Origin of the sequence: Pseudomonas sp. SORGH_AS_0199 (genome assembly GCF_031453735.1) — a bacterium.
Classification (GTDB): Bacteria; Pseudomonadota; Gammaproteobacteria; order Pseudomonadales; family Pseudomonadaceae; genus Chryseomonas; species Chryseomonas aestiva.
In genome coordinates, this window is record NZ_JAVJAE010000001.1 from 2,662,940 (window position 1) to 2,684,928 (window position 21,989).

At 67.6% G+C, this 21,989-nt stretch carries 22 protein-coding genes; 19 read left to right on the forward strand and 3 right to left on the reverse strand.

All coding sequences use genetic code 11. From position 1 onward, the window contains the following. The first annotated feature begins 4 nt into the window (after positions 1 to 4). The 5 genes from QE444_RS12545 to QE444_RS12565 all read left to right on the forward strand — a co-directional run bounded on the left by QE444_RS12545 (position 5) and on the right by QE444_RS12565 (position 4,845). Complete coding sequence (locus QE444_RS12545; RefSeq protein ID WP_309741983.1) at positions 5 to 970, forward strand: ABC transporter substrate-binding protein; 966 nt, start codon at positions 5 to 7, stop codon at positions 968 to 970. Positions 971 to 1,173: 203 nt separating this feature from the next. After that, positions 1,174 to 2,202 carry an ABC transporter substrate-binding protein gene (locus tag QE444_RS12550; protein WP_309738841.1) on the forward strand — a complete coding sequence of 343 codons (1,029 nt, stop codon included), beginning with the start codon at positions 1,174 to 1,176 and terminating at the stop codon, positions 2,200 to 2,202. Positions 2,203 to 2,265: 63 nt separating this feature from the next. Next, complete coding sequence (locus QE444_RS12555) at positions 2,266 to 3,108, forward strand: MetQ/NlpA family ABC transporter substrate-binding protein (RefSeq protein WP_309738842.1); 843 nt, start codon at positions 2,266 to 2,268, stop codon at positions 3,106 to 3,108. Further along, entirely contained in the window at positions 3,105 to 4,199 is a 1,095-nt protein-coding gene (locus QE444_RS12560; protein WP_309738844.1) for an ATP-binding cassette domain-containing protein, read from the forward strand. Before QE444_RS12555 ends, QE444_RS12560 begins: the two co-directional genes overlap by 4 nt. Continuing rightward, positions 4,192 to 4,845, forward strand: a complete 654-nt coding sequence (locus QE444_RS12565) for a methionine ABC transporter permease (RefSeq protein ID WP_187979101.1) — start codon at positions 4,192 to 4,194, stop codon at positions 4,843 to 4,845. The genes QE444_RS12560 and QE444_RS12565 overlap by 8 nt, the downstream gene beginning before the upstream one ends. 159 nt (positions 4,846 to 5,004) lie before the next feature. On the opposite strand, the gene QE444_RS12570 is transcribed toward QE444_RS12565, so the two are convergent. After that, a complete protein-coding gene (locus QE444_RS12570) occupies positions 5,005 to 6,018 on the reverse strand; it encodes a GntR family transcriptional regulator (protein ID WP_309738848.1) in 1,014 nt (337 codons plus the stop codon). Positions 6,019 to 6,304: 286 nt separating this feature from the next. Between QE444_RS12570 and QE444_RS12575 the strand changes: the two genes are divergently transcribed. From QE444_RS12575 to QE444_RS12620, 10 genes are all read left to right on the forward strand, one after another. After that, entirely contained in the window at positions 6,305 to 7,660 is a 1,356-nt protein-coding gene (locus QE444_RS12575) for an amidase (RefSeq protein ID WP_309738849.1), read from the forward strand. A gap of 73 nt (positions 7,661 to 7,733) precedes the next feature. After that, complete coding sequence (locus QE444_RS12580; protein ID WP_133859270.1) at positions 7,734 to 8,615, forward strand: polysaccharide deacetylase; 882 nt, start codon at positions 7,734 to 7,736, stop codon at positions 8,613 to 8,615. A 25-nt stretch (positions 8,616 to 8,640) separates the two neighbouring features. Further along, entirely contained in the window at positions 8,641 to 9,999 is a 1,359-nt protein-coding gene (locus QE444_RS12585) for an MFS transporter (protein WP_133859269.1), read from the forward strand. Between the two features lie 11 nt (positions 10,000 to 10,010). Then, positions 10,011 to 10,781 (forward strand): SDR family NAD(P)-dependent oxidoreductase, encoded by a 771-nt coding sequence (locus QE444_RS12590; protein ID WP_133859268.1) that lies wholly within the window; start codon positions 10,011 to 10,013, stop codon positions 10,779 to 10,781. Positions 10,782 to 10,791: 10 nt separating this feature from the next. Continuing rightward, positions 10,792 to 11,541: an SDR family NAD(P)-dependent oxidoreductase gene (locus QE444_RS12595; protein ID WP_285388037.1), complete on the forward strand. Its 750-nt coding sequence runs from the start codon at positions 10,792 to 10,794 to the stop codon at positions 11,539 to 11,541. Between the two features lie 9 nt (positions 11,542 to 11,550). After that, on the forward strand, positions 11,551 to 11,850 hold the full coding sequence (locus tag QE444_RS12600) for a hypothetical protein (protein ID WP_158897133.1): 300 nt from the start codon (positions 11,551 to 11,553) through the stop codon (positions 11,848 to 11,850). Beyond that, complete coding sequence (locus tag QE444_RS12605; RefSeq protein ID WP_309738856.1) at positions 11,847 to 12,836, forward strand: GTP-binding protein; 990 nt, start codon at positions 11,847 to 11,849, stop codon at positions 12,834 to 12,836. Before QE444_RS12600 ends, QE444_RS12605 begins: the two co-directional genes overlap by 4 nt. Then, complete coding sequence (locus QE444_RS12610) at positions 12,833 to 14,017, forward strand: signal peptide prediction (protein ID WP_309738859.1); 1,185 nt, start codon at positions 12,833 to 12,835, stop codon at positions 14,015 to 14,017. The genes QE444_RS12605 and QE444_RS12610 overlap by 4 nt, the downstream gene beginning before the upstream one ends. Positions 14,018 to 14,243: 226 nt before the next feature. Continuing rightward, positions 14,244 to 15,335: a dimethylsulfone monooxygenase SfnG gene (sfnG, locus tag QE444_RS12615; protein ID WP_285387996.1), complete on the forward strand. Its 1,092-nt coding sequence runs from the start codon at positions 14,244 to 14,246 to the stop codon at positions 15,333 to 15,335. A gap of 118 nt (positions 15,336 to 15,453) precedes the next feature. Continuing rightward, positions 15,454 to 16,056: a class I SAM-dependent methyltransferase gene (locus QE444_RS12620; protein ID WP_309738861.1), complete on the forward strand. Its 603-nt coding sequence runs from the start codon at positions 15,454 to 15,456 to the stop codon at positions 16,054 to 16,056. A 41-nt stretch (positions 16,057 to 16,097) separates the two neighbouring features. Here the strand turns inward: QE444_RS12620 and QE444_RS12625 are convergent, their stop codons facing one another. Continuing rightward, the gene (locus QE444_RS12625) at positions 16,098 to 16,883 is read right to left on the reverse strand and encodes a MetQ/NlpA family ABC transporter substrate-binding protein (protein ID WP_309738863.1); all 786 of its coding nucleotides are present in this window, start codon (positions 16,881 to 16,883) and stop codon (positions 16,098 to 16,100) included. A gap of 17 nt (positions 16,884 to 16,900) precedes the next feature. Then, complete coding sequence (locus QE444_RS12630) at positions 16,901 to 18,268, reverse strand: LLM class flavin-dependent oxidoreductase (protein WP_309738865.1); 1,368 nt, start codon at positions 18,266 to 18,268, stop codon at positions 16,901 to 16,903. A 260-nt stretch (positions 18,269 to 18,528) separates the two neighbouring features. Here QE444_RS12630 and QE444_RS12635 point away from each other — a divergent pair, with 260 nt between their 5' ends. The 4 genes from QE444_RS12635 to QE444_RS12650 all read left to right on the forward strand — a co-directional run bounded on the left by QE444_RS12635 (position 18,529) and on the right by QE444_RS12650 (position 21,875). Continuing rightward, entirely contained in the window at positions 18,529 to 19,503 is a 975-nt protein-coding gene (locus QE444_RS12635) for an aliphatic sulfonate ABC transporter substrate-binding protein (protein WP_309738867.1), read from the forward strand. A 371-nt stretch (positions 19,504 to 19,874) separates the two neighbouring features. Continuing rightward, complete coding sequence (locus QE444_RS12640; protein WP_309738868.1) at positions 19,875 to 21,245, forward strand: NAD-dependent succinate-semialdehyde dehydrogenase; 1,371 nt, start codon at positions 19,875 to 19,877, stop codon at positions 21,243 to 21,245. Positions 21,246 to 21,260: 15 nt separating this feature from the next. Then, positions 21,261 to 21,680: a cupin domain-containing protein gene (locus tag QE444_RS12645; RefSeq protein WP_273861698.1), complete on the forward strand. Its 420-nt coding sequence runs from the start codon at positions 21,261 to 21,263 to the stop codon at positions 21,678 to 21,680. 9 nt (positions 21,681 to 21,689) lie between these two features. After that, positions 21,690 to 21,875: a tautomerase family protein gene (locus QE444_RS12650; protein ID WP_064309049.1), complete on the forward strand. Its 186-nt coding sequence runs from the start codon at positions 21,690 to 21,692 to the stop codon at positions 21,873 to 21,875. Positions 21,876 to 21,989 lie beyond the last annotated feature (114 nt).

The following is a 21,989-nucleotide window of genomic DNA, read 5'->3' on the forward strand; positions in this document are numbered from 1 at the left end:
CCTCATCCGCCGTACCCTGCTGGCGCTGCCGCTGCTGCTCGCCGCCAGCGCGGCCCTGGCCGCCGAGACCCTGACCCTGCGCATCGCCGACCAGAAGGGCAACATGCGCGCCCAGCTGGAGGCGGCCGACGGCCTGCGCGACCTGCCGGGCTATCGCATCCAGTGGGCGGAATTTCCCGCCGCCGCGCCCCTCGCCGAGGCGCTCAATGCGGGCGCGGTGGATGTCGGCATCATCGGTGATGGCCCGCTGCTGTTCGCCCTGGCCGCCGGCGCGCCGGTCAAGGCCATCGCCGTGGACAAGTCCGATCCCTATGGCACGGCGGTGATCGTGCCGCGCGACTCGCCACTGCGGAGCGCGGCCGATCTCAAGGGCAAGCGCATCGCCACCGGGCGCGGCTCCATCGGCCATTACATCGCGCTCAAGGCGCTGGATTCCGTGGGCCTGACCGCCCGGGACGTGAGCTTTCGCTTCCTTGGTCCGGTGGACGCCAAGATGGCCCTGGCCAATGGCTCGGTGGATGCCTGGGCGACCTGGGAGCCCTATACCGCCCAGGCCGAGCAGGTCGACGGCGCCCGGGTGCTGGTCAGTGGTCGCGGACTCTGGGCGGGCAACAGCTTCCTGGCCGCCACCGATACGGCCCTGGCCGATCCGGCCCGGCGCGCGGCGCTGCAGGACTACCTCGATCGTCTGGCCGCTGCCCAGCGCTGGGGCTACGCCCACCTCGACAGCTATGCCAAGACCCTGGCGCAGATCATCGGCTTTCCCGAGGCGGTGGCCCGGCTGCAATTCGAGCGCCGCCAGCTGCACTGGGAACCCATTGACCGCCAGGTGGTGGCCGACCAGCAGGCGGCGGCGGATTTCTACCACCACAGCGGCCTGATACCGCAGCGTCTGGATGCGCAGGGGACCTTCGCCGAGGGGTTCCGGGTGGCCAAGCCGGACGCGCCGCGGCAGGCGGCGCGGGAGTAGAGCGGGGTGCAGGATGGTGTTGGGCTTCGCTTCGCTCCGCGCCAACCTACGTACGGCGGGTCGCCCCCTCTCCCTCCGGGAGAGGGCTGGGGTGAGGGAAAGTCCACACGTCGCTCGACCTATCCATATAACCCATCCTTATTTCAAAAGCGCTGAACATCTTGAGTAGGCTATAAGCCAAATCCATGGATGAGCGCACCCCGATGCCCCCACGTTTCCCCTTCACCCGTCGTCCCCTGGCCCTGGGGCTCGCGGCCAGTCTGCTCACCGGACTGGTCACCGCACCCCAGGTGGCCCAGGCCGAGGGCACCCTGCGCATCTCCGAACAATTCGGTGTGTCCTACGTGATCCTGCATGTGCTGCGTGACCAGCAACTGATCGAAAAGCACGGCAAGCAAGAGGGCGTCGACATCAAGGTCGACTGGATCAAGCTGTCCGGTGGCGCGGCCGTCAACGAGGCGGTGCTGTCGGGCGCGGTGGACGTCGGCTCCGCCGGGCTCGGGCCGCTATTCACGCTCTGGGACCGCACCCATGGTCGGCAGAACGTCAAGGCCGTTGCCAGCCTGGGGGCCTTTCCCAACTACTTGGTCACCAACAATCCGCAGGTGAAGACCCTGGCCGACTTCACCGCCAAGGACCGCATCGCCGTGCCGGCGGTCAACGTCTCGGTGCAGTCGCGCTTCCTGCAGTACGCCGCCGCCCAGGCTTTCGGCGAGAAGAACTGGAATCGCCTGGATCCCCTGACCGTGGCGGTGCCGCATCCGGATGCCACCGCGGCGGTGATCTCCCGCGGTACCGAGATCAACAGCCACTTCGCCAATCCGCCGTTCCAGGAGCAGGAACTGGCCAGCGGCAAGGTGCATAAAGTGCTCAGTTCCTATGACGTGCTCGGTGGCGCCGTCTCGCCCAATCTGGTGTTCGTCACCGAGAAATTTCGCCGGGACAATCCCAAGACCTACAAGGCCTTCCGTGAGGCCCTGGTCGAAGCAGGGCAGATCATCGAGAAGGACAAGGCCGCCGCCGCCCGTACCTACGTGAAAGTCGAGAATTCCCGCCTCGATCCGGCCCTGATCCAGCGGATCATCGAAAGCCCCGAGGTCAACTTCGACACGGCGCCGCAGAACACCCTGAAGCTGGCGGAGTTCATGTATCGCATCGGGGCCATCCGCAACCAGCCCAGCGGCTGGCAGGACTATTTCTTCGTCGACGCGCCCGATCAGAAGGGCAGCTGATCCCTTTTCCCTTACGGGTTCCACCGGACCACCGGACGAGCCCTCGACATCTCGAGGTCTCCCATGGCTATTCCTCCGTTTTTCCTGCGCCTCGGGCTGCTCCTGGCGAGCACGACCCTGGTGCTGTCCGCCCAGGCCGCCGAGCCGCAGAAGATTCGCCTCGGCATCAACGACAGTCCGCAGAATGCCGCCCTGGAGCGCGCCGCCGAGGTGGCGCGGGAAAGGGGCGTAGCGGTGGAAATCGTCGCCTTCAGCGACTGGAACACGCCGAATCTGGCGCTCGCCCACGGTGACATCGACGTCAACTACTTCCAGCATCAACCCTTCCTGGAAAACGCCAACGTCCAGAACGGCTACGGCCTGGTGCCCATCGCCTATGGCGTGGAAAACAAGGTCGGCCTCTATTCCAAACGCGTGAAAAGCTTTGCCGAGGTGCCGGACGGCGCTACCGTGGCGGTGGCCGACGATCCGGTCAACCAGGGCCGCGGGCTGCACCTCTATGCCCGCGCCGGCCTGATCCAGCTCAAGCCGGACACCGGGCGCAAGGCCAGCCTGCAGGACATCGTCGCCAATCCCCGCCAGCTGAAATTCATCGAACTGCCCGGTCCGCAACTGGCGCGGGTACTGGACGACGTGACCCTGGCGCAGAGCTATCCCTCCCATATCCTCGCGGCCGGCACCACGGACCCCAACAGTGCGCTGCTGTTCAGCGACGACGAGGCCAGCGGCCATCTCTATGCCCTGAGGTTCGTGACCAGGCCGGACAAAGCCGATGACCCGGCGATCCGCACCTTCATCCAGGTGTTCCAGAACGATCCGCGGGTGCGCGAGGCCATCGCCCAGGCCTATGGCAATCCGCAGCTCTACAGCCTGGCCTGGCTGAACCGGCAGGAGGCCGCCCGATGAGCAACGCGCTGCTCAGCACCGCACCGGCGCAGCCGCCCGTCGAACCCCAGACCGCCCCCGTGCGCGAGCATCTGCGCCTGAGCGGAGTACAAAAGATCTACACCGGCGGTGCGCTGCCAGTGACCGCGCTGGCCGACATCGACCTCAGCATCGCCCGTGGCGAGATCTTCGGCATCATCGGTCGCAGTGGCGCCGGCAAGTCCAGCCTGATTCGCACCCTCAATCGACTGGAAGACGTCAGTGCCGGCCAGGTACTGGTCGATGGCGTCGACCTCGGTACCCTGGAGGGCGACCGGCTGGTGGCGCTGCGACGGCGCATCGGCATGATCTTCCAGCACTTCAATCTGCTGGCCTCGCAGACGGTGCTGGAGAATCTGGCCTTGCCGCTCAAGGCCGCCGGATTTCGTCGCGACGAGATCGAAGCCCGGGCCCGGGAATTGCTCGAGCTGGTCGGGCTGCAGGGCAAGGAGCAGGTCTATCCCTCACGGCTGTCCGGTGGGCAGAAGCAGCGGGTGGGCATCGCTCGCGCGCTGATGCTCAAGCCCGAATTGCTGCTCTGCGACGAGGCCACCTCGGCGCTGGATCCGGAGACCACCCAGTCGATCCTGGCCTTGTTGCAGGACATCAATCGCCGCCTGGGGCTGACTATCGTGCTCATCACTCATGAGATGGCGGTGATTCGCCAGATCTGCGATCGGGTGGTGGTCCTGGAGCATGGCCGCATCGTCGAACAGGGCACGGTGTGGCAGCTGTTCGGCGCGCCCCAGGCAGAAGCCACCCGGGCGCTGCTGGCCCCCCTGGCGGCCCAGCTGCCGGCGGATCTGGCCAGGCGGCTCGCTGCCACCCGGCAACCGGGTGCCCGGGCCGTGCTGGAGCTCAGCTACGACGGCCAGGGTGCGGAGCCTGACTTCCAGGCGCTGGGCCAGGCCCTCGGCGCACCGGTCGAGCTGCTGCATGGCGGTATCGACCGCATCCAGGGCCATGCGCTGGGTCGCCTGCTGGTGGCGACCGCGGCGCCGGAGCGACGGCTGGCCAGCTTCCTGACCCAGACCGGGCTGTTCGCCCGGGCGGAGGTGCTGGGCTATGTCTGACTTCATGCTCAAGGCGCTGTGGAAGGCCTTTCTCGATACCCTGACCATGGTCAGCGTGTCCGCGGCCATCGTCTGGTTCGCCGGCATCGCCCTGGCGGTGGTGCTGGTCACCACCGGGCGCGGCGCCATCTTCGCCGCCCCCACCCTCAACCGGGTGCTGGGCACCCTGATCAACGCCTTTCGCGCCACGCCCTTCATCATCCTGCTGGTGGCCCTGATCCCGCTGACGCGGCTGATCACCGGGACCACCATCGGCGCCTGGGCGGCGGTGGTACCCATCACCCTCAGCGCCACGCCGTTCTTCGCCCGCATCGCCGAGGTCAGCCTGCGCGAGGTCGGCGGTGGGGTGATAGAAGCGGCCCAGGCACTGGGCTGCGAACGGCGGCACATCGTCTTCAATGTGCTCCTGCCGGAGGCGCTGCCCGGCATCATCGGCGGCTTCACCGTGACCCTGGTGGCCATGATCGGCGCCTCGGCCATGGCCGGCGCCATAGGCGCAGGGGGGCTTGGCGACCTGGCGATCCGCTATGGCTACCAGCGCTACGACACCCAGGTGATGGCCGTGGTGATCGCCATCCTGGTGGTGCTGGTGTGCGGCATCCAGTTCATCGGCGATCGCTACGTGCGGCACCTGCGGGCGCGCTAGTGTGGTGTTTCAGACGTTCGCGCAAGAGTTGGCGAGTGATTTTTTGGTCCTGGCTAGGCGCCGCGACGAGTCATAGCAGGGCTATGGCGAGAAGTGGCAACGCCGCCGGGGCCTAAAAAGCGCCGCCAAAATTGTGCAGATAACGTCTGAAACACCACACTAGCTCAGGCGCTCCAGATAGGCCGGCAATTCCGGGTCGGGCAGCACCGAGAGCACCTTGAGGCGCTGCAGGGTGCGGTCGCGACCGCGCAGGAGGTGATTGCGCAACTGGCTGGCGGCCGAGTCGGGACTGCCCACCAGCAGGGATTCCAGCACCAGGCGATGCTCCAGCAGCACCGCCTCGTCCAGCGGCGTGCCGAGCGACTGGTGGAAGATGCGCGAGACGTTCAGCGGACTCTGGCTGTGGGCGATCAGCTGGGCCAGCTTGCGATTGCGCAGGCCGGCCAGGCAGCGCCCATGCAGATCCGCCTCGATGCGCTCCACCGCGGTCCAGGAGGTGGGGGCAGGGTGGGCGGCCAGCTGCTCCAGTCGTTCGAGCATCGCCAGCAACTCGCCGCGCGCCAGCCCCGGCGCCGTCTGCAACAGCGCCTCGGGTTCCAGCAGGGCGCGGATCTCGTAGTCGTCGCGGATGGCCTGGGCGGTGAGCGGACCGGCCAGCCACTGGCCATAGGGTTCCTTTTCCACCAGGCCGCGATCGCGCAGGCGCATCAGGGCTTCACGCACCACGGCGCGACTGACGCCCAGGTGGTCGGCCGCCCGCTGCTCGTCCAGGCGGAAATGGCCGAAGAGCAGGGCGTGGCTGACACAGGCGGCGATCTCGTCGCCTACGCGCTCGCCCAGGGAGCGCGTATCGATCAGTTCGTCACCGCTGTCCAGCCCGAGCAACTGGCGGGTCAGCGGCTGGCGCTGCGGCTCGCCCGCAGTGCCGGCCGGATCGATCAGATAACCACGCCCTTCGAAGCGGCGGATCAGGCCTTCCTCCTGCAACAGCGTCAGCGCCTGGCGCACCGGTACCCGACTGGTGCCGAACAGCTGTGCCAGCGGCGCCTCGACCAGGACCAGCCCCGGCGCCGCGCGACCGGCCAGGATGGCTTCGCGCAGCGCACTGCGGATCATCGCGTAGCGCGCGGCGGTACGACTGTCATCGAGGGGGGCGGGGACTGCTGCCGACATCGGGGGCCTTCCGGAAACGAGATGAGAATTGTGGCACAGGCCTGCGGCCTTTCGCGCGTTACCGCCGGGGGTCAGGTGCACGCACGGTAACGGGGCAGGCGTTACGGTTCTGCACAAAGATGGATCTATTTAATTTAAGTACATTTTATTGACCCCTGTTGAAGAAAGGATCGAGCGACCTCTAAGCGCTGGCTTTGCGATCAAGCAGCAGCCTTTTTCTCAAGCTGGCACAAAGCCTGCTCTATCAAACGTACCAAATTATAAAATGTACGTTTAAGGAGCAGCCATGGATTCTGCCCACGCCCTGTCCCTGGATGCGGTCGGTCTCGGCAAGGCCTATGCCGCCGGTACCCTCGATCCGGTGGCGGTCTTCGAGGCGGCGCTGGCACGTGCCCAGGCATCCTCGGCCGTATTCATCACCCTGACCGCCGCGCGTGGACGCGCCGAAGCCCTGGCCGCGCGCGAGCGCTGGCAGACCGGGCAGCCGCGCTCGCCGCTGGATGGCGTGCCGCTGGCCTGGAAGGATCTGTTCGACCTGCAGGGCGAGGTCACCACCTGCGGCGCCGAGCTGCGCCGTCTGGCGCCACCGGCGGCCACCGATGCCGAGCTGGTGCAGCGCCTGAGCCAGGCCGGCCTGGTCAGTCTGGGCAAGGTCAATCTCAGCGAATTCGCCTATTCCGGAGTGGGGTTGAATCCTCATTTCGGCACGCCCGCCAATCCGCGGATGCAGGGCGAGGTGCGCATACCAGGGGGCTCTTCCTCGGGTTCGGCGGTGGCTGTCGCCGCTAGCATCGTGCCCCTCGCATTCGGTACCGATACCGCCGGTTCGGTGCGCCTACCGGCCGCCCTCAATGGACTGGTGGGCTATCGGCCCAGCCTGGGGCGCTATCCGGCGACCGGCATCTTTCCGTTGGCCGCATCCTATGACGTGCCGGGTCCGCTGGCGCGCAGCCTGCGCGATGTGCAGTGCCTGGATCGCCTGCTGACAGGCGCTGCCGCCCGACCGCTGCCGGCGCTGCCGGCGCTGCGCGTGGTGCTGGACCTGAGCGTGCTGGACGACTCCCGGGTGGAGCCGGCGGTGCGGGCCAATCTGCTGGCCGCCGCCGAGCGGCTGACCCGCGCCGGGGTGCGCGTGGAGCGCCGCGCCCGCACGGTCTTTGCCGATGCCCTGGAATTTCTCGCCGCAGAAGGTTGGCCAGGGGCCCTGGAAGCCTTCGCCCTGCACCGCGAGGTGCTCGACGGTCCCGCGGCCGCACGCCTGGACCCACGGGTGCGGCAGCGCCTGGAGCGGGCACGGGCCTTGCCCGATGGCCATCTGGCCGTTCTGCATGAACGCCGCGATCAGCTGCGGCAGCGCTTTGCCGCCGAATTCGCCGAGGCGCTGCTGCTGGTGCCGACGGTGAGCCGCGTGGCACCGCTGCTGGCTCCCCTGGAAGCCGACACAGACCTCTTCGCGGCCACCAATCTGGAGCTGCTGCGCCTGACCATGGCCGGCAGCCTGCTCGGCGCGCCGGGTGTCTCGCTACCCAGCGGCAGCGATGCCCAGGGCCTGCCCACCGGCCTGTTGCTGGTGGCCCCCGCCGCCGCGGACGAGCGCCTGCTCGATGCCGCCACGGCCGTGGAAGCCCTGGTCAGCGCCTGATTTCAAATGGCGGTGGCGGGGGCCCGGCTCCGTCATCGACCTGGGTTTCTTCCGGGTACTGGAGAGTGCAACGATGGCCAAAGAAATCTTCGTTTCCATCGGCGTCGACGTCGACGCGGTGGCGGGCTGGCTCGGTTCCTACGGCGGCGAGGATTCGCCCGATGACATCTCCCGCGGCCTGTTCGCCGGCGAGGTGGGGTCGCCCCGGCTGCTCAAGCTGTTCGAGCGCTACGGCCTCAAGACCACCTGGTTCATTCCGGGCCATTCGGTGGAGACCTTTCCCGAGCAGATGCAGGCGGTGGCCGCGGCAGGCCACGAGATCGGCATCCATGGTTACAGCCACGAGAATCCCATCGCCATGACCCCCGAGCAGGAGGAGGCGGTGCTGGACCGGTCCATCGAGCTGATTACCGCCCTGGCCGGCAAGCGCCCCACCGGTTATGTCGCGCCCTGGTGGGAATTCAGCCGGGTGACCAACGAGCTGCTGCTGAAGAAGGGCATCAAGTACGACCACAGCCTGATGCACAACGACTTCAGTCCCTACTACGTGAGGGTCGGCGACAACTGGACCAAGATTGACTACAGCCAGCAGCCCGAGAGCTGGATGAAGCCGCTGGTGCGCGGCCAGGAAACCGATCTGGTGGAGATCCCGGCCAACTGGTACCTCGACGACCTGCCGCCGATGATGTTCATCAAGAAGGCGCCCAACAGCCATGGCTTCGTCAATCCGCGCCACCTGGAAGAGATGTGGCGCGACCAGTTCGACTGGGTCTATCGCGAGATGGACTACGCCGTCTTCCCCATCACCATCCACCCCGATGTCTCGGGACGGCCGCAGGTGCTGCTGATGCTCGAACGCCTGATCGAGCATATCCAGGGTCACGCCGGGGTGCGCTTCGCCACCATGGACGAGATCGCCGACGACTTCCTGCGGCGCCAGCCGCGCCAGCGCTAAGCGCCCAGCCCACAGGTACAGGATCATGACCCTCCCTGCCGCCCCTTCGCTCCACCCGGAAACCGCCACGGCTGCTTGGAAACCGCAGCCGCTGTCTTCCGGTGATGTCCGCTACGCCACCTGGATCGCCTTCTTCGCCTGGGTGTTCGCCGTCTACGACTTCATCCTCTTCGGCACCCTGCTGCCGGTAATGGGTGGGCACTTCAACTGGAGCGAAGCCGAGCAGGCCGAACTCGCCACCTGGGTGGCGCTGGGCGGAGCCATCATCGCCTTCGCCATTGGCCCGCTGGTGGACCGGATCGGTCGCCGCGGCGGCATCATCGTCACCATCGGCGGCACGGCCGTGTGCTCGGCGCTGACCGCGCTGTGCGCCGGCATGGGCAAGGTGCCGCTGGTGCTGGTGCGTTCGGTGGCCGGCCTGGGCTATGCGGAGGAGGGGGTCAACGCCACCTACCTGACCGAGGTCTATGCGGCCTCCGATGATCCGCGGCTGATCCGTCGTCGGGGCTTCATCTACAGCCTGGTGCAGAGTGGCTGGCCGATCGGCGCGCTGATCGCCGCCGGGCTCACCGCCTTGCTGCTGCCGCACATCGGCTGGCAGGGCTGCTTCGTGTTCGCCGCCGTGCCGGCCTTCGTCATCGCGGTGCTGGCGCGCAAGCTCAAGGAAAGTCCGCAATTCCAGGTGCACGCCCGCATCCAGCGCCTGCGCCGCGAAGGCCAGGAGCAGGACGCCCGCAGCCTGGCCCGTGAATACGGCGTGGACTACGAAGAGCACGCCAAGGCCGGCGTGGCCATGGCCTTCAAGGGCCAGGCCCTGCGCCCGACCCTGGTATTGAGCCTGGCCATCCTGCTCAACTGGTCGGCGATCCAGGTGTTCAGCGTGCTGGGGACCTCGGTGATCGTCAGCGTGCACAAGCTCAGCTTCGAGAACTCGCTGTGGATCCTGGTGCTGTCCAACGCCGTCGGCTTCATCGGCTACCTGTTCCATGGCTGGCTGGGCGATCGCATCGGTCGGCGCAACACCGTGGCCCTCGGCTGGATGTGCGGCGGCGTGGCCTTCTTCGCCATGCTGCAGGCGCCCAGCCAGCTGGTACCGGTGGTGGCGCTCTACAGCCTGGGGCTGTTCTTTCTTACCGGCCCCTATTCGGCCATGTTGTTCTTCATGGGCGAAAGCTTTCCCACCAGCATCCGTGCCACCGGTGGCGCCATCGTCCACGCCATGGGACCGATCGGCGCCATCCTCGCCGGCCTCGGCATCACCAGCGTGCTCGGCAGCGGTGGCCAGTGGCACAGCGCCGCGCTGTGGTTCGGGGCGCTGCCGTGCTTTCTCTCCGGGTTGGTGATGTGGACCGCGCGCCACGTCGAACCCACCAGCCTCAAATGACAGGAGCTCCCATGACAGCTCATACCTCTCCCGTCGCCCTGATCACCGGTGCCGCCAGCGGCATCGGCCAGGCCCTGGCCGTGGCCTATGCCCAGCGGGGCGTGCGGGTGGTCGGCGGCTACTACCCGGGCGATCCCCATGACCCCGAAGACACCCGGCGGCTGGTAGCCGCCGCGGGTGGCGAGTGCCTGCTCGAACCCCTGGACGTCAGCGACAGCGCGTCGGTGGATGCTCTGGCCGATGCCGCCCTGGCGCACTTTGGCCGCCTCGACTATGCCGTGGCCAACGCCGGACTTCTCCGCGCCGCACCGCTGCTGGAGATGAGCGACGCGCGCTGGCACGAGATGCTCGACGTCGACCTCACCGGCGTCATGCGCACCTTTCGCGCCGCCGCGCGGCACCTGGGGGAGGGCGGCGCCCTGGTGGCCATCTCCTCCATCGCCGGTGGCGTCTATGGCTGGCAGGACCATGCCCATTACGCCGCCGCCAAGGCCGGGGTGCCGGGACTGTGTCGCTCGCTGGCCGTCGAACTGGCGCCGCGTGGCATCCGCTGCAACGCCGTGATTCCCGGTCTGATCGAGACGCCGCAATCGCTGGACGCCAAGAACTCCCTGGGTCCGGAGGGCCTGGCCAAGGCCGCCCGCAGCATTCCCCTGGGGCGGGTCGGCCGGCCCGACGAGGTGGCGGCGCTGGTGCGGTTCCTGACCAGTACCGAAGCCAGCTACATCACCGGCCAGAGTCTGATCGTCGATGGCGGTCTCACCGTCCGCTGGCCCGATTGAGGAGAAGAGCATGTTTGAGCTGACAGACCGCCGCGCCCTGGTGACCGGCGCGGCCAGCGGGATCGGCGCTGCCATCGCCCGCAGCTATGCCGCTGCGGGGGCGCACCTGGTACTGGCCGACCGCGACGCCGAGCGACTGGCGCAGGTGGCCACGGAATGCCGGGCCCTGGGCGCGTCGGTGACGGAGACCGTCGCCGACGTTGGCCAGCCGGATGGCGCCCGAGCCGGAGTGGACGCCTGCGTGGCGGCTTACGGCGGCATCGACATTCTGGTCAACAATGCCGGGATGCTGACCCAGGCACCCTGCGTCGACCTGTCCCTGGAACAGTGGAACGACATGCTGCGCGTCGACCTCACCAGCGTCTTTCTCGCCAGCCAGCGCGCCCTGCCGCACATGCAGGCGCAGCGCTGGGGCCGCATCATCAACGTCGCTTCCCAGCTCGGCATCAAGGGCGGCGCCGAGCTCTGCCACTATGCGGCGGCCAAGGCCGGGGTGATCGGCTTCACCAAGTCGCTGGCGCTGGAGGTGGGCCGCGACAACGTGCTGGTCAACGCCATCGCCCCCGGGCCCATCGAGACCCCGCTGGTGGATGGCATCAGCGCCGACTGGAAGGCGGCCAAGGCCCGCGAATTGCCGCTGGGCCGCTTCGGTCGCGCGGAGGAGGTGGCGCCGGTGGCGCTGCTGCTGGCCAGCGATCCGGGTGGCAATCTCTTCGTCGGCCAGACCCTGGGTCCCAATTCCGGCGACGTCATGCCCTAGGAGGTAGCCATGTGCGGACTGTGCGGCCTGCTCGGCCCGGATCTCCACTGGAGCGATCCGCTGGGCGATGACCTGCCCCGGCGGCGCGAGCGCCTGCGTCGGGTCGCCGCCATCAACCGGGTGGTGGCGCCGTTCCGGCTGACCGTGAGCGACGTCCAGGGCGCCTCCTACCTGATCCAGGGCCCGACCGGGCGCCAGGCCCTGGCCGAGGGCCTGGACGACCTCTGGCGCCAGGCCGAGGCGGTGCTGGGGCGACCGCTCGATCCCCTGGACCCGCGGGTGCTGGCGCCGCTGGAGTTGGCGCCATGAGCCTTGCCGTCAATGTCATCACCGGCTTTCTCGGCAGCGGCAAGACCACCCTGCTGCGGCGCCTGTTGGCCCAGGAAGCCCTGGGCGAGACGGCGCTGCTGATCAACGAATTCGGCGAGGTCGGCATCGACCACCTGCTGGTGGAAGAGGTGGCCCCGGACACCGTGCTGCTGCCCAGCGGCTGCGTCTGCTGCTCGGTGCGCGGCGATCTCAAGGCGGCGTTGCTGACCCTGCACGGTCGGCGCACCCGCGGCGAGATTCCGGCCTTTCGCCGGGTCCTGCTGGAGACCACCGGCCTGGCCGATCCGGGGCCGATCCTCGCCACCCTCAATCTCGATCCCCAGTTGCGCGGCCGCTTCCACCTGGGCTTGCTGGTGACCGTGGTGGACGCCGAGCACGCCGCGCTACAGGAGGGGCTGCACCCGGAGTGGCTCAACCAGGTCACCGCGGCCGACCGGTTGCTGCTGAGCAAGGCTGACCGGGCCGCGCCTGCCGTGCTGGAGCGGCTGGACCGGCAGCTGGCCCAGCTCAATCCCACCGCCACCCGGGCGCTGGCAGCTTCCGTGGTTAGCGGCGATGACCTGCTGCTGGGCGAGGGCCTGCGCGCCGCCGATCCGGCGGTCGAGGTCGGCCGCTGGCGGCTGTTCGCCGAGGTCGCCGAAGGCCGCCACGGCAGCGCCGAGGTCTGCTGCCTGGAGTTCGACCGGCCGCTGGACTGGATGGCCTTCGGGGTGTGGCTGTCGATGCTGCTAAGATGCCACGGGCAACGCATCCTGCGAGTCAAGGGCATCCTCGACGTGATCGACGCCAGCCAACCCATCGTCATCCATGGCGTGCAGCACAGCCTGCATCCGCCGGTGCACCTGCCGGCGTGGCCGGCGGGCGAACGCCGCTCGCGCCTGGTGTTCATCGTCCGTGACCTGGACACCGCGCTGCTCAGGCGCTCCTTCGCCGCCTTCATGGGCGGCCTGGGCCGGGCCGCATGAGCACGCCGCTGACCCTGAGGGTGCTGGGCACCTCGGTGACCCTGCTCGAACCCATCCGCCAGCGGGCGGAGGCGGAGCTGGGCATCCGCCTGGTCTACCAGATCCACGACGTCCAGACCGCCCAGCGCATCGCGGTGCTGGAGCCGGACAGCTACGACCTCTATGACCAGTGGTTCCACAACGTTGACTTCGTCTGGCCGGCGCGGGCGATCCAGCCCATCGACATCCGCCGCATCGCGCTCTGGGAAGAGATCAACGACCTGCCCAAGCGCGGCCGGCTGCATGCCACGGATCGCCTGGCGCCCGGCTGCCGGCCGTGCGACCGCCTCTATGTGCAGCACGATGGCAGCCTGGGCGGCCAGCCCAGCGAGCGGATCAGCATGCTGCCGCTGACCCACAACGCCGACAGCTTCGCCTATCGTCCGGAGAGCCTGCCTGCCGCCCTGGTGGGGCAGCAGGAGAGCTGGGCCTGGCTGATCGACGAAGGCTGGTGTGGCCACAGCGCCCTGCAGAGCGACGCCGCCATCGGCGCCCTGGACGCCGCCCTGGCGATCCAGGCGGCCGGTCTCGCCCGTTTCGACGACATCGGCAATCTGCGCCTGGAGGAGATCGACCGCCTGGCCGAGTTGCTGGTGGAGCGCCAGCGCCATCGGCATTTCGCGGCGTTCTGGTCCGACGACCGCAGCGCCGGCGAGCTGACCCTGGCCGCCGGGGTGGATATCCAGAGTCTCTGGTCACCCATGCTCATGGCCCTGCACCGGGCGGGGGTGGATTATCGGGTGGCGGTCCCGCGCGAAGGCTACCGCGCCTGGTTCGGTGGCCTGTCGCTGTCGCGCTGCGCGGAGGGGCGGGTGCGTGACGCCGCCTATGCCTACCTCAACTGGTGGCTGGCCGGCTGGCCCGGGGCGGTGATGGCGCGCCAGGGGTTCTATATCGCCAATCCGGTGCGGGCGCGGGATCACCTGAGCGCCGCCGAGTGGGACTTCTGGTACGGCGGCCTGCCGGCCCGTGAAGAACTCGCCGGCAGCGACGGCCTGCCGCTGATCGAGGTGGGCCAACGGCGCGAAGGCGGTTCCTATGCCGAACGCATGAGCCATATCGGGGTGTGGAATTCGGTGATGGACGAGCACAACTATCTGGTGCGGCGCTGGAGCGAATTCTTGCGCACCACGGCCGCCTGAGCCGACCGCTTCCGTGCGAGAAGGGCTTGCCAGACGCCTTGCTGCGCTGTTGCCCAGGCGACAGCAGCTGGACAGCTGCCCTTGGCGCTACACCTGAAATTGTCTTACATTTGTTCGCAAATTATTGATGTAGAACGAATTTTTGACTTGGTTCGGTTCTTGATAGAAGGCTCAGGGTCACTGTTTCGCTCGTCCTCGCGGCGAGCCCAACCCGGAGAGCCTTTGCATGTCGCAGAACCTCGTCAAATTCGCCTATTGGGTCCCCAACGTCAGCGGCGGCCTGGTGGTCAGCACCATCGAGCAGCGCACCCACTGGGGCATCGACTACAACCGCACGCTGGCCCAGCTCGCCGAGCGGGCCGGCTTCGACTACGCCCTGACGCAGATCCGTTTCACTGCCGGCTACGGCGCCGAATACCAGCATGAATCGGTGGCCTTCAGCCATGCGCTGCTGGCCGCCACCGAGCGGCTCAAGGTGATCGCCGCCATCCTGCCCGGCCCCTGGAATCCGGCGCTGGCCGCCAAGCAGCTGGCGACCATCGACCAGCTCACCAATGGCCGGGTCGCCATCAACCTGGTCTCCGGCTGGTTCAAGGGTGAGTTCCACGGCATCGGTGAGCCCTGGCTGGAGCACGACGAACGCTATCGGCGTTCCGAGGAATTCATCCGCGCCCTCAAGGGCATCTGGACGCAGGACAACTTCAGCTTCGCCGGCGACTTCTATCGCTTCCGCGACTACACCCTGAAACCCAAGCCGCTGCAGCAGCCCCATCCAGAGATCTTCCAGGGTGGCAGCTCGCGGGCCGCGCGGGACATGGCGGCGCGGGTCTCCGACTGGTACTTCACCAACGGCGGCACCCGCGAGGAGATTCGCGCCCAGGTGCAGGACCTGCGCGCCAAGGCCGCGGCGGAGGGGCGTGAGGTCAAGGTCGGGGTGAATGCCTTCATCATCGCGCGCGACACCGAGGCCGAGGCGCGCGAGGTGTTGCGGGAGATCGTGGCCAAGGCCAACCCGGAGGCGGTCAAGGCCTTTGGCGATGCGGCGCGCCAGGCTGGTGCTGCCAGCCCGGAAGGCAAGGGCAACTGGGCCGACTCCAGCTTCGAGGATCTGGTGCAGTACAACGATGGCTTCAAGCCGAACCTGATCGGCACGCCCGAGCAGGTCGCCGAGCGCATCGTGGCCCTCAAGGCCGAGGGCGTGGACCTGGTGCTGGCCGGTTTCCTGCACTTCCAGGAAGAGGTGGAGTACTTCGGCCAGCGCGTGCTGCCCCTGGTGCGCGACCTCGAAGCCCGGGCTGCGGCCCAGGCGGCGGCCTAGGCTGAGCCAGCCGAATCGAGGCCAGGCCAGACAAGGAAAGCTGCCAAGAGCGAGAGGCAGGGCCGGAAGCCGGCGGCTGGGTGGGCTAAGCTCCCGGGACAACCGGGGAGCCCACGCCATGAACAAGACCTCCTACAACGCCATCGCCGACACCTTTCGCCAGGCCCGCGTCAGCCTCAGGGACGACGAGCGTCGCTACCTGGAGGTGCTCCTGGAAAAGCTCGAACCCGGCGCCACCCTGCTCGATCTGGGCTGTGGCACCGGCACCCCGGTGGCCGCCGCCATCCTCGCCCAGGGGCATCGCGTGCTGGGGGTCGACCAGGCGGCCGCCATGCTGGCCCATGCGCGGCGGGAATTTCCCAAGCAGCGCTGGATCGAGGCGCGGCTGGAAACCTATGCCTGCGCCGAACGCTACCAGGGCGCGCTGCTGTGGGATTCGCTGTTCCATCTGGAGCGCCGCTGGCACGCGACGCTCCTGGCGCGAGTGATCGCCGGGCTCCCGCAAGGGGGACGGCTGATGCTGACGGCAGGCGGCTCGGCGGCGGATGCTTTCGTCGATACCATGTTCGACCAGCCGTTCTTCTACGACTCCCACCCGCCGGAGGAGCTGCGCGCCCTGCTCTTGGGGCAGGGCGTGCGCATCCTTATCGACGAATTCATGGACCTGCCAGACGGCGCCCGCAATCGCGGACGCTGTGCCTTCGTCGTAGAGAAGCTCTGACGGTCTTCAGGGGGAGTCTCGCTAAAGGCGCGGGGCGCGGATCACTCCTTCCAGCCCGGCTGGTAGAGGCTGCCGTGGGCCTGGTTCAGGGCGGCGCGGACCTTGGGCGAATGCTGGTAGAGGTCGATCAGCTTGGCCAGGCGCGGATCGTCCTTGTTGTCCGGGCGGGCGACGAACTGGATGACGTATTCGGGGTGGTCGAGGCCATCGAAGAGCAGGGCCTGGTTGGGATCTATGGTCTTGGCCAGGCGCAGGTAGTGCGGATAGCCCTGGGCCACGTCAACGTCGTCCAGCGAGCGGGCCAGCTGCACGGCCTCCAGTTCGACGATCTGGATATCGCGCGGATTGCCGGTGATGTCCGCCAGGGTGGCGTGGTAGCCGACGCCGGGCCTCAAGGTGATGAAGCCGGCCTTCTCCAGCAGCAACAGGCCACGGCCGCCGTTGATGGCATCGTTGGCGATGGCCACCCGCGCGCCCTTGGGGACCTCGGCTAGGGTGCGGTACTTCTTCGAATAGAGCCCGACGTTGTTGATGATCCCCGGCGCCACCGGCACCAGGTCATAGCCCGCGGTGCGCTTGGCGTTTTCCAGGAAGGGGATGTGCTGGTAGTAGTTGGCGTCGATGTCGTGGTTGGCGAGGCTGGTGTTGGGGGCGATCCAGTCGCTGAATTCGACGATCTCCACGTCCACCCCGGCGGCCTTGGCTTCCTGCACCGCCACTTCCAGTGGCGGGGCGAAGGCGGCGGTAGTGCCGATCTTGAGCGGCGCGGCCAGGGCCGCGGTGCTGCAGAGGCCGAGGGCGAAGAGCAGGGGCTTGAGGCGGGTCATGGGGCGTCCTTGAAAGGTCAGTCCTGGCGGAAACGGCTGCCGAAATGGCGGGTGTCGAGGTGGTCGCCGCGGCCGAACAGCTTGTGTCTGAAGCTGCCCTCGGCATAGGCGGTCTTGTAGCGACCCCGGCTCTGCAACTCCGGGATCACCAGGTCGATGAAGTCGCCATAGCACTCGGGGGTGACGGTGCGCGCCAGGTTGAAGCCGTCCAGCCCGGTTTCGTCGATCCAGCCGAGCAGGGCATCGGCCACCTGCCCGGGATCGCCGACCAGGGCGGTGTAGCGGCCACCGAGGGCGTGCTGCTCCAGCAGCTTGCGGCGGGTCCAGCCGGCGTCCTTGGCCACCAGGCGCTTGAGCGCCGACTCGATGGCCTCGGTCCGTTGCGGACGGATGGGTTCGTCGAGGCCATAGGCGGCGAGGTCTATGCCCACCGAAGCGGAGTGGTGGGCGACCCCGGCTTCGGGACTGGCGTAATGCAGGTATTCGGCGTGCTTGTCGCGGGCTTCGGCGGCGGTGGGGGCGACGATCACCGTGAGGCCCATGAACAGCTTGACGTCATCCGCGCGGCGGCCGGCGGCCACCGCCGCGCAGCGGACGCGCTCGACCTGGGCGCGGGTGGCGGCCTGGTCCTGCCCGGAGATGAACACGCACTCGGCATGGCGCCCGGCAAAGGCCAGGCCGCGATCCGAGGAGCCGGCCTGGAACAGCACCGGGGTGCGTTGCCGCGAGGGCTCGCAGAGGTGATAGCCCTCGACGTCGAAGAATTCGCCGTGGTGCGCGACCTTGCGCACCCGCTCGGGACGGGCATAGATCCGTTGGACGCGATCCCGGACCACGGCGTCGTCGGCCCAGCTGCCTTCGAGCAGCTTGTAGAGGACTTCCAGGTATTCGTCGGCCTGGTCGTAGCGGCGGTCGTGGGCGATCTGCCGGTCCAGGCCCATGGCGCGGGCGGCGCTGTCGAGGTAGCCGGTAACGATATTCCAGCCCACCCGCCCTTCGCTCAGGTGATCCAGGGTGGAAAGGCGGCGGGCGAAGGGATAGGGCGGCTCGTAGGTGAGGTTGGCGGTGAGGCCGAAACCCAGGTGCCGGGTGCTGGCGGCCATGGCCGAGACCAGCAGGAAGGGATCGTTGACCGGCAGCTGGATGGATTCGCGCAGGGTCAGGTCGACATTGCCGCCATAGACGTCGTAGACGCCCAGGATGTCGGCGATGAACAGCCCGTCGAACAGGCCGCGTTCCAGCAACTGCGCCAGCTCGGTCCAGTAGCCGAGGGTATGGTAGCGGCTGGAGGTGTCGCGCGGATGGGTCCAGAGACCGTGGTTGATGTGGCCCACGGTGTTCATGTTGAAGGCGTTGAGCAGCACCTGCTTGGCGGGGGCGGTCATGGGCTGGGCGCCCCCGAGGGGAGAAGAGTCCGGAGCATGGCCATGGGATCCTCGGGTTCAAGGCGAAAGGAGAGATCCGGTGGTCCGGTGGTTATACCTTAGCTTCAAGATATACAGCGCTCTAAATAGCTTTTCGGAATAACGTTAAGGCGGTCGCGGGCGTGGGGCTCGCCTCTAACCAAATTCCAAATCGGTATTAAGATGACCTTTGCTTATTCCTTACTGTGGCCGGCATCCATCCGCCGCCCGCTGAGGCATTCATGGCTGCTATCCGCTTTTCGTTTCGCGCAGGTCTTCTCCGCCGGGGCCTGCTCGCGCTGGGTCTGCTAGGCCTCGCCAGCGCCGTCCAGGCCGATACCAGCCTGCGTATCGGTTACCAGAAATCCTCCACCCTGCTGGTGCTGCTCAAGGAGCAGGGCACCCTGGAGCGGGATCTGGCAGCCAAGGGCATCTCCGTCAGCTGGCATGAATTCTCCAGCGGCCTGCCGCTGCTGGAATCCCTCAACGTGGGCAATGTGGATCTCTCCGCCGACGTCGCCGACACCGTGCCGGTGTTCGCCCAGGCGGCGGATGCCAAGCTCACCTATTTCGCCCGGGAAACACCATCGCCCCAGGCCCAGGCGATCCTGGTCCCGGAGGGCTCGCCGCTGCGGAGCCTTGCCGATCTCAAGGGCAAGCGCATCGCCGTGACCAAGGCCGCCGGTAGCCACTACCTGCTGATCGCCGCCCTGCAAAAAGCAGGGCTGACCTTCGCCGACATCCAGCCGGCCTATCTCACTCCGGCCGACGGTCGCGCCGCCCTGGAGAACGGCAAGGTGGATGCCTGGGTGACCTGGGAGCCCTTCGTCGCCAGCGCCCAGCGCCAGCAGCACCTTCGCATCCTCGCCTCGGGCGAAGGCCTGGCCAGCTACCAGCGCTATTACCTGGCCGCCACCCCCTATGCCCAGGCTCATCCCGAGGTGTTGGCCCTGGTCTTCGCCGAATTGCAGCGCACCGGCCAGTGGGTGAAGCAACACCCTGCCGCGGCGGCACGCATCCTCGGTCCGCAGTGGGGTCGCCTGGACGAGGCGACCGTCGAGCTGGCCAACGGCCGCCGCACCTACGATGTCCAGCCGGTCAGCCGCGCCGCCCTCGGCGAGCAGCAGCGCATCGCCGATGCCTTCCACGCGGCCAAGCTGCTACCCACTGCCGTGGACGCCAGCGCCGTGGAGGTCTGGGCTCCGACGTCGCCGTGAACCAACCGGGCTGATCAGACGTTCACGCAGGACCGGGCGAGCAACTTCGGGGCTTGTGACTTGCCCCGCTAAGTCAGGCCGCTCCGGTCGAGGATGCCCGCTTGAACCACGGCTCCTTACGCCGGGTGCCGGGTGCTGAGCGCTCGCACGTCGGACGAGGCTCCATCGACGCTGTGCCCATTACGCCAGGGCCTCAAGGTCGACTACCTCTTGCTCACCTTACCCCTTTGGTATAACGTAATTACAAAGTACCGAGTGATGATTTTGTAGCCGTCTCCTCTGGTTGGATTTCCTGAAGGCAATGGCTGCATTGTCCAAAGTCGTCGCAACGATTGTCTTTCGTTATAATAAAAAACATATGGAGTTCGTTCATGATCGAAGTCATCAACCCCGCCACCGGGGCTGCCATCGCGACCTACTACACCCACACGCCGGCCCAGGTCGAAGCGCGCCTGGCCCAGGCCGCTGCTGCGCAGCGGTGCTGGGCTGAGCGTCCCCTGGCGGAGCGCTGCGCGGCCCTGGTGCGCCTGGCCGCCGTCCTGCGCGCCGGGCGCGACACCTATGCGCGACTCATCGTCAGCGAGATGGGCAAGCCGCTGCTGGAAGCCGAGGCGGAGATCGAGAAATCCGCGCTCACCTGCGAGTTCTACGCCGAGCAGGCACCTGGCTTTCTCGCCGATACTCCTGTGGCCAGCGCTGCCGCCGATAGCCGGGTGGTCTACGATCCGCTGGGCGTGGTGCTCGCGGTGATGCCCTGGAACTATCCGTTCTGGCAGTTCGTCCGCTTCGCCGCACCGGCGCTGGCCGCCGGCAATGGCGCCATCCTCAAGCACGCCAGCAACGTGCCGGGCTGCGCCCTGGCGTTGGAGCAGGCGTTCGCCGAGGCCGACCTGCCCACTGGCTTGGTGGCAACGCTGCTGATCGAAGCGCGGGAAGTGGCCGGAGTGCTGGCCGATCCGCGCATCGCCGCCGTCACCTTGACCGGCTCCACCGCGGTCGGCCAGCAGGTGGCCAGCCAGGCCGGCGCACTGATGAAGAAGCAGGTGCTGGAACTGGGCGGCTCGGACCCCTTCATCGTACTGGCCGATGCCGACGTGGCCCTGGCCGCGCAGACCGCGGTCAAGGCGCGCTTTGGCAACGCCGGTCAGAGCTGCATTTCCGCCAAGCGCTTCATCGTCGCCGAGGCAGTGGCCGATGCCTTCACCGAGGCCTTCGCCACCGCTGCCGCCAGCCTGCGGCTGGGCGATCCGCTTGAGCGTGCCACCCAGATCGGTCCGCTGGCCCGCGCCGGTCTGCGCGAGGATCTGCAGCGCCAGGTGACGCTCAGTCTTGCCGAAGGTGCACGCCTGGTACTGGGCGGTACGCCCCTTCCAGGGCCGGGCTTCTTCTATCCACCCACCGTGCTCGACCAGGTGACCCCGGAGATGACCGTGGCCCGCGAGGAGACCTTCGGGCCAGTGGCCGCGATCATCCGGGTCGCCGACGAGGACGAGGCGATCCGCGTCGCCAACGCCAGCGAATTCGGCCTGGGCGCTGCCCTCTGGACCCGTGATCTGGCGAAAGCCCAGCGGCTCGCCCGGCGCCTCGAAGCGGGCGCGGTGTTCATCAATGCGCTAGTGGCTTCCGATCCACGGGTGCCCTTCGGCGGTATCAAGCAGTCCGGGTATGGCCGCGAACTGGGCGAGTGGGGCATTCGTGAATTCACCAACGTCAAGACCGTCTGGCAGGGCGCTCAGGCCTGACCCAAGGAGACTTTCATGATCAAGACCAATTCCGCTGCCTGGCTACTCAAACCCGAGGCCATCGCCAAGCACGACCGCGGCGGTGGCGCCGCCACCACGCCGCTGGTGACCGCGGGCCTGGGCGCGCGCACCTTCATCAACGGCTACACCGAATTCCAGGGTGGAGCGCAGATTCCCTTCCATTTCCACAACTGTGAAGAGAGCGTGATGCTGGTGGAGGGCCGGGCGATCTTCGATATCGATGGCCAGGAATTCACCATCGCACCCCAGGACGTCACCTATATCCCCGCTGGAGTACCCCATCGCTTTCGCAATGCCTCGGCGACCGAGCCCATGAAGATTCTCTGGATCTATGGCTCGGCCGACGCCACCCGCACCCTGGTAGAGACGGGTGAGACGCGCCCGATCGCCGCGGAACACCGTACCCAGTCCTAGGAGACATCCATGCCGGAAATCATCGTTCACGCCGTCAAGGGCCGTAGTGCCGAACAGAAGAAGTTGCTGATGAAGCGCATCACCGAGGCGGTGGTGGATAGCTTCGGGGTGGCTGCCGACCGCGTCATCGTGCAGATCGTCGAAGCCGAGCCGGAAGACAAGGCGCGCGGCGGCGTGCCCTACAGCGAACGCTGAAACAGCCACCTGGCAAGCGTTCGCCAGGCGCGAACGCTGCGTTGGCCAAAGGTCAATTTTCGCTGGGCAGCGGGTTGCCTAAGGTGGCGCAAGCAGGTCGGACGTTCGCCTTGG